We start from the raw sequence: 13,777 nt of genomic DNA on the forward strand, positions 1-13,777 counted from the left end.
TTGAGAACTACCGGAGGAAAACGTGGCACTTCCCCAGCTGACAGAGGAACAGCGCGCTGCGGCGCTGGAGAAGGCCGCCGCCGCCCGCCGCATCCGTGCTGAGCTGAAGGAGCGGCTGAAGCGGGGCGGTACCACTCTGGTCGACGTGTTGAAGCAGGCCGAGGAGAACGAAGTCCTCGGCAAGATGAAGGTCTCGGCTCTGCTCGAGGCTCTTCCGGGCGTCGGCAAGGTCCGTGCCCAGCAGACCATGGAACGACTGGAGATCGCACCCAGCCGTCGTCTTCGCGGCCTCGGCGACCGGCAGCGCAAGGCGCTGCTGGCCGAATTCAGCGGCGAGTGAGCGGCACCGGTCAGGACCACCCGGTGACCCCGGGCGCTGACCGCGGCGGTGAGCCGGTGGCGGGAGTTTCTTCCCGGCACCGGCTCACGGTCGTCTCAGGGCCTTCGGGGGTCGGGAAGTCGAGCGTGGCGAAGGAGCTGCGCAAGCTGGATCCGGAGATCTATTTCAGCGTCTCGGTGACCACCAGGAAGCCGAGGCCGGGTGAGGTCGACGGCGAGCACTACCACTTCATCGACCGGCCCGAATTCGACCGCATGGTCGCCGTCGGCGAACTGCTCGAACACGCCGAGTTCGCGGGAAATTGCTACGGCACCCCGCGCGAGCCCGTCGAGCGGGCACTGGCCGCCGGACGCAACGCCGTACTGGAGATCGAACTCCAGGGCGCGCGGCAGGTCCGCAAGGCGATGCCGGAAGCCCGGCTGGTGATGCTGATGCCGCCGTCGTGGGACGAACTGGTCGGCAGGCTGACCGGCCGCGGCACCGAGAACGAGGCCGCGGTGAAGGCCAGACTGGCCGAGGCGGAACGTGAACTCGCCGCCGCCGGGGAGTTCGACGAGCGCGTCGTCAACGCCGACGTGCGAGACGCCGCCGAGCAGTTGCTAAACTTGATGACCGGCGACCATTTGACCGAAGATTCGGAGCACCACGAGTGACGACTCAGGCCACGCTGCACGAAGAGCTCGAAGGCATCACCAACCCGCCCATCGACGACCTTCTCGAGAAGGTCAGCTCGAAGTACGCGCTGGTGATCTACTCGGCCAAGCGCGCTCGCCAGATCAACGACTACTACGCCCAGCTGGGCGAGGGCCTGCTGGAGTACGTCGGCCCGCTGGTCGAGCCGGGCCCGCGCGAGAAGCCGCTCTCCATCGCCCTGCGCGAGATCCACGGTGGCCTGCTCGAGCACACCGAGGGTGAGTAAACCCAAGGTCGTTCTGGGCGTGGGTGGCGGGATCGCCGCCTACAAGGCCTGTGAGGTCCTGCGCGGACTGACCGAATCCGGTCACGACGTCCGCGTGGTCCCCACCGAAGCCGCGCTGAACTTCGTCGGCGCGGCCACCTTCGAGGCACTTTCCGGGAACCCGGTCCACACCGGCGTGTTCACCGAAGTGCCCGAGGTCCAGCACGTCCGCGTCGGCAAGGAAGCCGACCTGGTGATCGTCGTGCCCGCCACGGCGAACCTGCTCGCCAAGGCCGCGCACGGCATCGCGGACGATCTGCTGACGAACACCCTGCTCACCGCCCGGTGCCCGGTCGCCTTCTTCCCGGCGATGCACACCGAGATGTGGGAGCACCCGGCCACCCGCGACAACGTGGCGCTGCTGCGCTCACGCGGCCTGGTCGTCGCCGAACCCGCCGCCGGCAGGCTCACCGGCAAGGACACCGGCAAGGGACGGCTCGCCGACGCGGGCGAGATCGTCGACCTCGCCCGGCTCCTGCTCGCCGTGCCGAAGGCCCTCCCGCGCGACCTCGAAGGCGTGCGCGTGGCGATTTCGGCCGGCGGCACCCGCGAGCCGCTGGACCCGGTCCGCTATCTGGGCAACCGCTCGTCGGGCAAACAGGGTTACGCGCTGGCGCGCGTCGCCGCCCAGCGCGGTGCCGAAGTCACGCTGGTCGCCGCGCACACCGTCGCGCTGCCGGAGCCCGCGGGCGCGAAGGTCGTCCACGTGTCGACCGCCGAGGAGATGCGCCAGGCCATGCACGCCGAGGCCGCCTCCGCCGACGTCCTCGTGATGGCCGCCGCGGTCGCCGACTTCCGGCCGTCGAACCGGGCCGATCACAAGATCAAGAAATCCGACGACACACCGGATCCCGTCGTCGAACTCGCCCGCAACGCGGACATCCTGGCCGAGCTGGTCCGCAATCGGAGCCAAGGTCAAGTGGTCGTCGGCTTCGCCGCCGAAACCGGGGACGACAAGGGTGGCGTCCTCGACCACGCCAGGGTCAAACTGAAGCGCAAGGGCGCGGACCTGCTGGTGGTGAACGCCGTCGGTGAGGGGAAGGCCTTCGGGACCGAGGACAACTCGGGCTGGCTGCTCGGGGCCGACGGCACCGAAATCCCGATCCCCCTCGGCGCCAAGGCCGAACTGGCGTCCACATTGTGGGATGCCGTTGTGACCTTGATGAAGCGTTGAGAGCCCCCAAAGCGATAGTCAGTAGGCTTGAGTTCAAGCTGAGGGGTGCCTAACTTTCTAGGCATCAGACGTCTAGGTGAGGGAGTGACGGGCACCGTGACCGCGTCCACGAGCAGACTGTTCACATCGGAATCGGTGACTGAAGGTCATCCCGACAAAATTTGCGATGCCATCAGCGACTCGATCCTGGACGGCCTGCTGGCCAAGGACCCGCGCAGCCGGGTGGCGGTCGAAACCCTCATCACCACCGGGCAGGTGCACGTCGCCGGCGAGGTGACCACCGAGGCCTACGCGGACATCCCGACCATCGTCCGCGACGTGATCCTGAAGATCGGCTACGACTCCTCGGCCAAGGGCTTCGACGGCAACTCCTGCGGCGTCAACGTCGCGATCGGCTCCCAGTCGCCGGACATCGCGCAGGGTGTCGACACCGCGTACGAGTCCCGCGTCGAGTCCGACGAGGACGAGATCAACCGCCAGGGCGCCGGCGACCAGGGCCTGATGTTCGGCTACGCCTGCTCGGACACCCCCGAGCTGATGCCGCTGCCGATCGCGCTGGCGCACCGGCTCTCGCAGCGGCTGACCCGGGTCCGCAAGGACGGCGTGCTGCCGTACCTGCGCCCGGACGGCAAGACCCAGGTCACCATCGAGTACGCCGGCGACCAGCCGGTGCGGCTCGACACGGTGGTCGTGTCCACCCAGCACGCGGACGGCATCGACCTGGAGCAGATGCTCGGCGTCGACGTCCGCGAGCACGTGGTCGCCCCGGAGATCGCCGAACTCGGGCTCGACACCTCCAACGTGCGCCTGCTGGTCAACCCGACCGGCCGCTTCGTCATCGGCGGCCCGATGGGCGACGCGGGCCTGACCGGCCGCAAGATCATCGTCGACACCTACGGCGGCATGGCCCGGCACGGTGGCGGCGCGTTCTCCGGCAAGGACCCCTCCAAGGTGGACCGCTCGGCCGCGTACGCGATGCGCTGGGTGGCGAAGAACGTCATCGCCGCCGGGCTTGCTTCGCGCGCCGAGGTCCAGGTCGCCTACGCGATCGGCAAGGCGGCCCCGGTGGGCCTCTTCGTCGAGACCTTCGGCACCGAGACCGTCGACCCGTCGAAGATCCAGGCCGCCATCACACAGGTCTTCGACCTGCGTCCGGCCGCGATCATCCGCGACCTCGACCTGCTTCGCCCGATCTACGCGCCGACAGCCGCGTACGGCCACTTCGGCCGTCCCGAGCTGAATCTCCCGTGGGAGAGCACGGCGCGGGCCGCGGACCTGAAGTCGGCCGCCGGCGCCTGATCCGCCCGCTCCGTCCGTGAAGGCCTCCTTGCCTACCTTGAGGGTAGGGAAGGAGGCCTTCACTACGTCTGCGGCTTGAGGTGGCGGAAGTACATGAAGGGGTCCTTCACGGCGCTAGGCGCAAGGAAGGGGGCCTTCATGTACTTGGGAAGGCGTGAAGGTCGAGTTTCTCCGGCTGAGCCGCGTGAAGGGGGCCTTCACAGCACTCCGCGGCGCGTTACGCCAGCACCGCTGCAATGAACGGTCCGTTACTTGCGAAATTCGCAAGCAACGGACCGTTCATCGCACGCGGTGACTGGCAGTGGCGACAGAGTCTGGTAGAGATCACCGGGTGAGCAGCAGTCCCGAACCGACCCCGCTGTGGGACCTTCCGGAGCCTCCGAAAGCCGAGCCGGCGCGGAAGGCCAAACCGTCCCGCGCGAAAACCGCCAGCCGCCGCGGCGCGCAGAATCCCGCGCCCGAGAACCCGGTGGCGCGGATCGTCGTGGACATCCCGCTCACGCACCTCGACCGCACCTTCGACTACCGGATCCCCGAGAAGCTGCACGAAGCCGCCGTGCCCGGCTGCCGGGTGCGCGTCCGGTTCGCGGGCCAGCTCGTCGACGGGTACCTCGTCGAGCGTGCCGACACCACGGAGTTCACCGGGAAGCTCGCGTACATCGACAGGGTGACCTCCAGCGAACCGGTGCTGCCGCCGGCGCTGCACACGCTCTGCCGATCCGTCGCGGACCGGTACGGCGGCACGCTCAGCGACGTCCTGCGGCTCGCGATCCCATCCCGGCACGCGAAGGTCGAGGCCGAGCCGCCCGCCGAGCCCGCGTCGACGCCGGAACCGCCCGGAACCACGGCTTGGGAGCGGTACCAAAACGGCCCCGCTTTCCTGGAGGCCGTCGCGGAACGGCGTCCGGCCAACGCCGTCTGGCAGGCCCTGCCGGGGGAGGATTGGCCGCGCCGCCTCGCCGAAGCGGCCACCGTCGCGGCTGCCGCCGGACGCGGGGTCGTCATGGTCGTCCCCGACCACCGCGACCTCACTCGGCTGCACGACGCGTGCGCCGAACTGATGGGCGCCGATTCCGTGGTCGCGTTGATCGCCGGGCTGGGGCCGGCCGAGCGGTATCGCCGCTGGCTCGCGGTGCTGCGCGGCGCGGTGCGGGTCGTCGTCGGCACGCGCGCGGCGATGTTCGCGCCGGTCGCCGATCCTGGCCTGTTCGTGGTGTGGGACGACGGCGACGACGTCCACCTCGACCAGCACGCGCCGTATCCGCACGTCCGCGACGTGCTGATGGACCGCGCGCACGCCGCGAAGGGGTCCATGCTCGTCGCCGGTTTCGCGCGCACCGCGGAGGCGCAGTTCCTGGTGGAATCGGGCTGGGCGCAGCCTCTCGTGGCGGCCCGTCCCGAACTGCGGGCCGCGGCGCCGCGAGTCACCCCGGTCGGCGAGGACTTCGACGTCGCCCGGGACGAAGCGGCGAAGGCCGCGCGCCTCCCGTCGGTCGCCTTCGAGGCGGCCCGGCAGTCGCTGGCGGGCGGATTCCCTGTGCTGGTCCAGGTTCCGCGTCGCGGATACGTCCCGGGCCTCGCCTGCGGCAACTGCCGGACGTCGGCGCACTGCCGCCGGTGCGCCGGCCCGCTTTCCCTGCCGGGCGGGCTGATCGACGGCGCGCCGAGGCCGCCCGCCTGCCGCTGGTGCGGTGTCCCCGAGACGAACTTCCATTGCGTCGCTTGCGGTTCCGTGCGGTTGCGGGCGGTCGTCGTCGGCTCCAAGCGCACCGCGGAGGAACTGGGCCGCGCGTTCACCGGATTTCCCGTGCGGACCTCGGGCGCGTCGGAGGTTTTGGCTTCAGTGCCGGGGAAACCGGCGCTCGTGGTGTGCACGCCGGGAGCCGAGCCGGTCGCGGAAGGCGGCTACGGCGCGGCGTTGTTGCTGGACGGCTGGGCGCTGCTCGGACGGCAGGACCTGCGCGCGGGGGAGGAGACCCTGCGCCGATGGATGGCGGCCGCGGCACTGGTGCGGCCGGGGACCGAAGGCGGTCGCGTGTTCGTCGGCGCGGAAGCGGGTCTCGCGGTCGTGCAGGCGCTGGTGCGGTGGGACCCGGGCTGGCACGCGAGCCAGGAACTGGCCGAGCGGCGCGAACTCGGCTTCCCGCCCGCGATGCGGATGGCGAGTGTCGAGGGCACCCCGGACGCGGTCGCCGGACTGCTCGACGACCTCGCCCTGCCGGAGACCGGCGAAGTGCTGGGCCCGGTGCCGCTCGGCGAGGTCGACGAGGACGGCAACGCCGAACGTGAGCGGGCTCTGGTGCGCGTCGCGCGTCCGGACGGGAAGGCGCTCGCCGCGGCGATCCACGCGGCCGCCGCCCGCCGGGACGCGCGCAAGGCCGCCGAGCCCATCCGGATCCAGCTGGACCCCTTGGAGCTCATCTAGCCCCGCAATTCGGCACCTGGTTGCGATCGTGGCGGCCGGATGTCATGAAAGGGTCGTTCAGGACATTTTTTGTCCTGAACGACCCTTTCATGACACTTGTAGGGGTCAGAGTGTCGTGCCGGGGGTGGCGAGGACGTCGGCGCGAGCCGAAGCGCCCGGAGCGGGCGTAGCCGCCTTCGCGGCGGAGCCGCCGAGAGCGGCGGTGAGCAGAGTGACGATCTGCGAGGAGATCGCCGCCCGCCGTGCCTCGAAATCGGCGTCGGTCAGCGCCGAAGGATCGGCGGGCGTGCCGAGGACGGGAGTGTGCAGGTGTCCGCCCGCGATCCCGTCCAGGCCGAGCCCAGTCCGGAGCCGGTTGCTTCTGAACATCGATTCATTCGACAGGTAGTTGCCGCCGCCACCGGAAGCGGCGATCTCGCCGGGCTTCGGCGCGTCCGTCCGGCAGACCGCCGTTCCCGTCCCCGGGTGGCCGCTGTCCGGCCAGACGCAGAACGCCTGGTTGTACAGCACCTGGTACGCCCCGGCGGGCGCGGCGAGCATCTTTTCGTACGGCAGCGTGGTTTCGATGAACTGGACGGCCGGCTGCGGCCAGCCGTCGGCGGGCGGGACGGGGCCGCGGACGGGCTCGTCGAGGTTGTCCGGCGAGCCACCGCGCCAGGCACCGGCCCAGCGTTCGATGTCGAAGCGGCCGGGACGGCCCTGGCTGATCGTCATGATCAGCTCCGGGCGGCGGAAGCGGTCCTTGAACGCCTGGCCGTAGGCGGCCTCGACGATGCCGGCGTCGAAGTAGCTCCACACCACCGGGAACGACACGGCCTGCACCAGCGCGGGCCCGGTCGGGGTCTGGATCACCTTGCCGTCCAGGTGCAGCGCGGCCGCGCCCGACGGGTTCGCGATGCGGACGCCCGCGCCGTTGAGGGTGAACGGGTCGAACCCGCTCACCAGCACCCGGCGCGGTTTGGGGCCGGCCGGGAAACGTGAGTCGTCGAGGCCGCGGGCGCCGATGTCGAACGTCTTCAGCAGTTCCGCGCGGGCGGGCGCGGACAGCGGGAAGCGCGGTGTCCACTGGCGCAGTGCCTTGCTCATTTGCAGGCGCGCCCAGTAGAGCGGCCGGTCGTCGGCCTTGTCGATGGTGCCGAGATCGGGACGGCGGCCCTGCGCGCGGTCGACCGCGGTCCGCCAGAGCCCGTCACCGGCGGTCTCCGCGAGCTTCTCGGCGCGTAAAGCGGTCTTCGTCGTGCAGAGGCGCGTCGTGAAGTCCGAGACGAGCTTGTCGAATCCGGCGAGCCGGACGAGTTCCGGGCCGACCGCCGGGCCACCGGACGGCATGGTCGCGGTGAGCCGCTTCTCCTCGACGGTGATCGCGGCGGAGTCGTCGAAGCAGGCATGCGCGCCTTCGGCTTGGGCGACGCCGGGGACCGCGAGGACGGGAAGGGCGATGAGCAGCGGAAGGAGCACGCCCCATCGCCTGCCGGGAGTCTTCATGGAGCGCATTCTTCTCATCGAGGCCGGGCCGCACTACCGACGTTCGCAGGTCTGGCCGGGTCTTGTCCGGGGTGGACAGGCGGGGCAGACTCGCGCCATGGCCGCGCACAGAAGCACTCCGGTACGCATCACCGCAGTCATCGCGATCGCCGCCCTGGCAGGCACAGCCGCGCCGGGTATCGCGGCCGCCGCTCCACCGACACCCAAATCCGCGGTCGCGGCCGGCTACCTCGGTGCCGTTTCGAGTATCGACGCGGACGCGACCGCGATCGGTACGAAGATCCTGCGTGAGGGCGGCAACGCCGTCGACGCGGCCGTCGCGACGGCCGCCGCGCTCGGCGTCACCGACCCGTTCTCCGCCGGGTTCGGCGGTGGCGGCTTCTTCGTCTACTACGACGCGCGCACCGGCAAGGTGCACACCCTCGACGGCCGCGAGACCGCGCCGTCGACGGCGAACGAGAATCTCTTCGTCGAGAACGGCAAGGCGATCCCGTTCGCCGAAGCCGTCACCAGCGGTTTGGGCGTCGGCGTGCCCGGTACTCCCGCCACCTGGGACGAAGCCCTGCGCAAGTGGGGGACCAGGTCGCTGGCGAAGGCGGTCAAGCCCGCCGAAGACCTCGCCCGCAAGGGTTTCACCGTCGACCAGACCTTCACCACCCAGATCGCGAACAACGCCGCCCGCTTCTCGGCGTTCCCGTCGACCCGGTCGCTGTACCTGCCAGGCGGGACACCGCCCGCGGTCGGTACGACGTTCAAGAACCCCGACCTCGCCGGCACGTACGCGCAGCTCGCCGCGAAGGGCACCGACGTGCTCTACCGCGGCCCGATCGGCGCGGACGTCGTCGACACCGTCCGGAAACCGCCGGTGGACCCAGCGTCGACGCTGAAGGTCCGGCCCGGTGACATGACGGCGGCCGACCTCGCCAAGTACCGCGTCGTGGAACGGAAGCCGACCAAGACCCAGTACCGCGGCTTCGACGTCTACGGCATGCCCGCGCCGTCGTCCGGCGGGCTGACCGTCGGCGAGGCGCTGAACATCCTCGAGAACACGAAGCTGTCCAAGCTGGAGAAGGCCGACTACCTGCACTACTTCCTGGAGTCGACCCGGTACGCCTTCGCCGACCGTAACCGGTGGATCGGCGACCCCGCCTTCGTCGACGTCCCGGCGAAGGAACTGATCAGCCAGAAGTTCGCCGACAGCCGCGCGTGCCTGATCGACCCCGCGAAGGCCGGGACGAGCCCGGTCGCGCCCGCCGACCCGCGTAAGCCGACTCCTTGCGTCGCGGGGACGAACGCCGCACCGACGCCGTACGAGGGCGAGAACACCACGCACCTCACGGTCGCCGACCGGTGGGGCAACGTCGTCGCCTACACGCTGACCATCGAGCAGGAGGGCGGGAGCGGCATCGTCGTGCCGGGCCGCGGGTTCCTGCTCAACAACGAACTGACCGACTTCTCCTTCACCCCGGTGACGCCGGGCGTGCCCGACCCGAACCTGCCGGGCCCGGCGAAGCGGCCGCGTTCGTCGATGGCGCCGACCATCGTGCTCGACCACGGCAAACCGTTCCTCGCCGTCGGCTCGCCCGGTGGCGCGTCGATCATCACCACGGTGCTGCAGATCCTCACCGGCCGTATCGACCGCGGCCTGAAGCTCGTCGACGCGATCGCCGAACCGCGCGCTTCGCAGCGAAACTCGGCGGCCGCGCAGGTCGAGCAGGCGTTCCTCGACCAGACCGAGGTGCTCGCGGCGCTGAAGGCCAAGGGGCAGGGCTTCTCGGCGGCGCCCGCGGAGATCGGGGCCGCGACCGGTGTCGAACGGCTGCGGGACGGCCGGTGGCTCGCCGCCGCCGAACCGACCCGGCGGGGTGGCGGCTCGGCTGCCGTCGTGCTGCCCTGGCCACCCAGGTAGGTCGTCGCTTACGTGCAATGAAGGGGCCTTTCATCGCAAATTTTGCTATGAAAGGCCCCTTCATTGCAGCCTTCGGAGCGCACGGGGACAGCGAGCGCGCCCCGGTGGCGGGGCCCTTCTAGACTGAGCGGCGATGTTCGCCCAGTCAGAGGTACCCGTCCCCCCGGCGGAGGTGCGTTGATGCGCCTCGTCTTCGCCGGCACCCCCGAACCCGCCGTCCCGTCGCTGCGGGCGCTCCTCGCGTCCGAACAGCACGAGGTCGTCGCCGTCGTGACCCGTCCGGACGCGCAGGCGGGCCGCGGCCGCCGCGTCGTCCGGTCCCCGATCGGCGCGCTGGCCGACGAGCACGGGATCGAGGTGCTGACCCCGCCGAAGGCGAGCGACCCCGCGTTCCTCGCCCGGCTCGCGGAGATCGCCCCCGACGCGTGCCCGGTGGTCGCGTACGGGGCGCTGCTGCCCCAAGCCGCGCTGGACATCCCGGCGCACGGCTGGGTCAACCTGCATTTCTCGCTGCTGCCGGCGTGGCGCGGCGCCGCGCCGGTCCAGGCCGCGATCCGCGCCGGGGACGAGATCACCGGCGCGTCGACCTTCCGCATCGTCAAGGAACTCGACGCGGGACCGGTCTACGGCGTGATCACCGAGCAGATCACCGACGGCGACACCGCCGGGGAATTGCTCGCCAGGCTGGCGGAGTCCGGTGCGAAGCTGCTCGTGTCCACGATGGACGGAATCGCCGACGGCACACTGCGCGCGGTGGAACAGACCGGTGACGGCGTGAGCTACGCGCCCAAGGTGACGGTCGAGGACGCGCGTGTGTCGTTCGCCGACCCGGCCGCGGCGGTCGACAGGCAGATCCGCGCGGTCACGCCGGAGCCCGGCGCGTGGGCGGAGTTCCGGGGCGAGCGGTTGAAGCTTGGCCCGGTGACGGTCGTCGACGAGCCGGGGCCCCCGCCGGGCGAGCTGGTCGTGGAACGCAAGCGGGTCCTGGTCGGCACGGCGTCGAAACCGGTGCGGCTGGGTGAAGTGCAGGCACAGGGGAAGAAGCGGATGGCGGCCACCGATTGGGCGCGCGGTACGAGGATCGAACAAGGAGAGCGCCTGCAGTGAACGAGCGTAGGGAACGCCGGCCGTCGAGGCCGGAGCGAGGCCGCCCGGGCCCGCGTAAAGAGGGGCCCAGCCGCCCGCCGCAGATCGACCCGGCCCGGCAGGTCGCCTTCGACGTCCTGCGCGCGGTCCGTGAAGACGACGCGTACGCGAACTTGGTGCTGCCGCAGCTGCTGCGCAACCGCCGGATCTCCGGTCGTGACGCGGCGCTGGCCACCGAACTGACCTACGGCACCTGCCGCGCGGTCGGCATGCTGGACGCCGTCATCGAGGCCTGCCTCGACCGGCCACTGGCCAAAGTGGACGCCATCGTGCTGGACGGGCTGCGGCTCGGCGCGTACCAGCTGCTGCGCACCCGCATCCCTCAGCACGCCGCCGTCGGGTCCACTGTGGACCTCGTCCGCGCCGAAGTCGGTTCCTGGATCGCGGGTTTCGTGAACGCCGTGCTGCGCTCGGTGTCCGAAAAGGACGAAGACACCTGGCTGAACGAGTTGGCGCCGGACGAGGCCGCCGACCCGATCGGCGCTTACGCGCTGCGGACGGCGCACCCGCGCTGGGTCGCGCGTTCGTTCGCGGAAGCTTTGGGGGACAAGGGTCCTGAGCTGAAGGCTGCTCTCGAGGCCGACGACGACCGTCCCGACGTCCACCTGGTCGCCCGGCCCGGCGAGATCAGCGCCGACGAACTGGCCGCGATCACCGGCGGCGACGTGGCGCCCTACTCGCCCTACGGTGTCCGGATGCCCGCGGGCTCCGGTGACCCCGGCGACATCGAGCCGATCCGGGAAAAGCTGGCCGCGGTGCAGGACGAGGGCAGCCAGCTGTGCGCCGTCGCCGTCACGAAGGTCCCGCTCACCGGCTCGGACGAGCGCTGGCTGGACCTGTGCGCCGGTCCGGGCGGCAAGGCCGCGCTGCTGGGCGCGCTGGCGTCGATCAGCGGCGCGACCGTCGACGCCGTCGAGAAGGCGCCGCATCGCGCGAAGCTGATCGAGAACACCGTCCAGGGCCTGCCGGTGACCATCCACGTCGCCGACGGGCGCGAGTCCGGTCTCGAACCGGGCTACGACCGCGTTCTGGTCGACGCGCCGTGCAGCGGGCTCGGCTCGCTGCGGCGCCGGCCGGAGGCACGCTGGCGCCGTCAGCCCGGTGACATCTCGGACCTGACGAAACTCCAGGGCCAGCTGATCACCGCGGCGCTGGACCTGGTCCGTCCCGGCGGTGTCGTCACCTACGTCGTCTGCTCGCCGCATCTGGCCGAGACCGAAGGCGTCGTGGGGGAGACCGCGCGCCGCGCCGGTGCCCAGATCGTCGACGCGCGGGACTTCTTCCCGGGCGTCCCGCAGCTCGGCGACGGCCCGTACGTCCAGCTGTGGCCGCATCGCCACGGCACGGACGCGATGTTCTGCGCCGTCCTGCGGAAGCCGGACTCCGCCGGGTGAGCAGGGTCCTCGGCCTGGTCGCGAGCTCGTGCGGCGGACTGGACACCCGGTTCGCCGCGCAGCTCGCGAAACCGGCCGCGGACCGCGGCTGGGAGCTCGCGATCACGCTGACCCCCACCGCGGCCCGCTGGCTGGAAGAGACCGGCGGGCTCGGTGATCTGGAGAAGTGCACCGAGCTGCCGGTCCGCAGTACCTCCCGGCTGCCGGGTGAACCCCGGCCGCATCCGGATCCCGCGGTGTTCCTGTTCGCGCCGGCGTCGGCGAACTCCGTTGCGAAACTGGCACTGGGCATCGCCGACAGCCAGGCGCTGACCCTGCTCGGCGACGTCCTCGGCACACCGGGCGTCACAATCGTGCTGGGCTACCAGATCCAGGACACGCGGGTGCACCATCCGGCGTGGCAGCGCCATCTCGGCACGCTCGCCTCCGCCGGGGTCACCACCGCGAGGCTCAGCCCGGAGGCCTCGTGGACCTCCGTGCTGGACCTGCTACCGTCGGTTTAGCGGGCGCAGAACCCGGTGTCCAGCGCCTTGACGAGGTCGTCCGACACCTTGGGCGGCGCGGGATCCTGGTTCACCACGACGTTCACCCGCCTGCCGTGCGGGACGGCACCCGACAGGTTCGCATAGCCGACGATGTTCCCGCCGTGCCCCCAGAACGTGCCGCCGCACGACAGCGGGACGGACGCGATCCCGAGGCCGTACTGCGCGCCTGGGATCCCGAGGGGCACCGGAACGGTCCGCTGCATCTCCGCCAGTTGTGCGCGCGGCAGGAGGCGGCCGTCGACGAGCGCGCCGTAGAACCGGTTCAGGTCCGCGCCGGTCGAAATGAGCCCGCCGGAGGCCCCGGCGGCCGACGGGTCGAATTCGGTGTAGTCGGTGTGGCCGGCGGGACCCGGCGCGTAGCCCCTGGCGTGCGGATACGGCAGGCCTTCGTCGCCGCGCGACGGCAGGTACGTGTCGCGCAGGCCGAGCGGCTTGGTGATCCTGCTCCGGATTTCGGTGGCGACGGAACGACCGGTGAGCTTCTCGATGAGCATCCCGGCGATGATGTAGTTCGTGTTGGAGTACGACCAGTTCGTACCGGGCGCGAACAGCGGCGGATGCGCGAGGCCGATCGCCACCAGCTCCTCGGGCTCGGCACCGCGGTGGCGCCATTCCTCGAGGTCGAGGTCGCGGAGGTAGTTGTAGATCCCGCTGGTGTGCTGGAGCAGCTGCCGCACGGTGATCTTGGTGCCGTCGTTGCCGTTCCCCTTGACGAGCCCGGGCAGATACCGGTCGATCGGCGTGTCCAGCCGGACCTTCCCTTCGGCGACCAGTTGCAGCACCACGACGGCGACGAACGTCTTGGTGATACTGGCCGCCCGGAACTTCGAACCGTGCGGGAACGGCGTCCCGGTCTCGATATTCCCGACGCCTTCGCGCTCCGACCATGTCCGCCCGGAGGGGCTCGTCACGGTCGCCTGCGCGCCGGGGACGCCGTCCAGCACCAGCGTTTTCAGCGCCTGGTCGACCTCGTCGTGTGGTGCGCTTGCGGCGAGCGCCGGGGTCGCGGTCGTCGCCGCGAGCAGCGCGACCAGCGAACCGACGGCGATGATCTTCTTGCCTGGCAAGGATTTTCGCATGGATACCAAGCTAGGGACGGCCG

12 protein-coding genes are annotated in these 13,777 nt (G+C 70.8%); 10 read left to right on the forward strand and 2 right to left on the reverse strand.

Annotation, left to right across the window (positions count from 1 at the left end; all coding sequences use genetic code 11):
• Positions 1 to 22 precede the first annotated feature (22 nt).
• The 6 genes from mihF (at position 23) to ACIHAO_RS38025 (ending at position 6,196) form a co-directional block, all read left to right on the forward strand.
• Entirely contained in the window at positions 23 to 340 is a 318-nt protein-coding gene (mihF, locus tag ACIHAO_RS38000; RefSeq protein ID WP_003096398.1) for an integration host factor, actinobacterial type, read from the forward strand.
• Positions 337 to 993 carry a guanylate kinase gene (gmk, locus tag ACIHAO_RS38005; protein ID WP_396566329.1) on the forward strand — a complete coding sequence of 219 codons (657 nt, stop codon included), beginning with the start codon at positions 337 to 339 and terminating at the stop codon, positions 991 to 993. The genes mihF and gmk overlap by 4 nt, the downstream gene beginning before the upstream one ends.
• On the forward strand, positions 990 to 1,259 hold the full coding sequence (rpoZ, locus tag ACIHAO_RS38010; RefSeq protein WP_005152353.1) for a DNA-directed RNA polymerase subunit omega: 270 nt from the start codon (positions 990 to 992) through the stop codon (positions 1,257 to 1,259). The genes gmk and rpoZ overlap by 4 nt, the downstream gene beginning before the upstream one ends.
• Positions 1,252 to 2,472 carry a bifunctional phosphopantothenoylcysteine decarboxylase/phosphopantothenate--cysteine ligase CoaBC gene (gene coaBC / locus ACIHAO_RS38015; RefSeq protein ID WP_396566331.1) on the forward strand — a complete coding sequence of 407 codons (1,221 nt, stop codon included), beginning with the start codon at positions 1,252 to 1,254 and terminating at the stop codon, positions 2,470 to 2,472. Before rpoZ ends, coaBC begins: the two co-directional genes overlap by 8 nt.
• 84 nt (positions 2,473 to 2,556) lie before the next feature.
• Entirely contained in the window at positions 2,557 to 3,771 is a 1,215-nt protein-coding gene (metK, locus tag ACIHAO_RS38020; protein ID WP_396566333.1) for a methionine adenosyltransferase, read from the forward strand.
• 331 nt (positions 3,772 to 4,102) lie between these two features.
• Positions 4,103 to 6,196 (forward strand): primosomal protein N', encoded by a 2,094-nt coding sequence (locus ACIHAO_RS38025; RefSeq protein WP_396566335.1) that lies wholly within the window; start codon positions 4,103 to 4,105, stop codon positions 6,194 to 6,196.
• A 105-nt stretch (positions 6,197 to 6,301) separates the two neighbouring features.
• Here ACIHAO_RS38025 and ACIHAO_RS38030 read toward each other — a convergent pair whose 3' ends face one another.
• Entirely contained in the window at positions 6,302 to 7,681 is a 1,380-nt protein-coding gene (locus ACIHAO_RS38030) for a hypothetical protein (RefSeq protein WP_396566337.1), read from the reverse strand.
• A 97-nt stretch (positions 7,682 to 7,778) separates the two neighbouring features.
• Here ACIHAO_RS38030 and ggt point away from each other — a divergent pair, with 97 nt between their 5' ends.
• From ggt to ACIHAO_RS38050, 4 genes are all read left to right on the forward strand, one after another.
• Entirely contained in the window at positions 7,779 to 9,590 is a 1,812-nt protein-coding gene (ggt, locus tag ACIHAO_RS38035; protein ID WP_396566394.1) for a gamma-glutamyltransferase, read from the forward strand.
• Positions 9,591 to 9,770: 180 nt separating this feature from the next.
• Entirely contained in the window at positions 9,771 to 10,697 is a 927-nt protein-coding gene (gene fmt, locus ACIHAO_RS38040) for a methionyl-tRNA formyltransferase (protein WP_396566339.1), read from the forward strand.
• A complete protein-coding gene (locus ACIHAO_RS38045; protein ID WP_396566341.1) occupies positions 10,694 to 12,130 on the forward strand; it encodes an RsmB/NOP family class I SAM-dependent RNA methyltransferase in 1,437 nt (478 codons plus the stop codon). The genes fmt and ACIHAO_RS38045 overlap by 4 nt, the downstream gene beginning before the upstream one ends.
• On the forward strand, positions 12,127 to 12,633 hold the full coding sequence (locus ACIHAO_RS38050; protein ID WP_396566342.1) for a flavoprotein: 507 nt from the start codon (positions 12,127 to 12,129) through the stop codon (positions 12,631 to 12,633). The genes ACIHAO_RS38045 and ACIHAO_RS38050 overlap by 4 nt, the downstream gene beginning before the upstream one ends.
• On the opposite strand, the gene ACIHAO_RS38055 is transcribed toward ACIHAO_RS38050, so the two are convergent.
• Positions 12,630 to 13,754, reverse strand: coding sequence for a serine hydrolase domain-containing protein (locus ACIHAO_RS38055; RefSeq protein ID WP_396566344.1), 1,125 nt, complete (start codon positions 13,752 to 13,754; stop codon positions 12,630 to 12,632). The two genes, ACIHAO_RS38050 and ACIHAO_RS38055, sit on opposite strands and share 4 nt — an antisense overlap.
• Positions 13,755 to 13,777: the final 23 nt, after the last annotated feature.

It is taken from the genome of Amycolatopsis sp. NPDC052450, from assembly GCF_044547565.1.
GTDB lineage: Bacteria > Actinomycetota > Actinomycetes > Mycobacteriales > Pseudonocardiaceae > Amycolatopsis.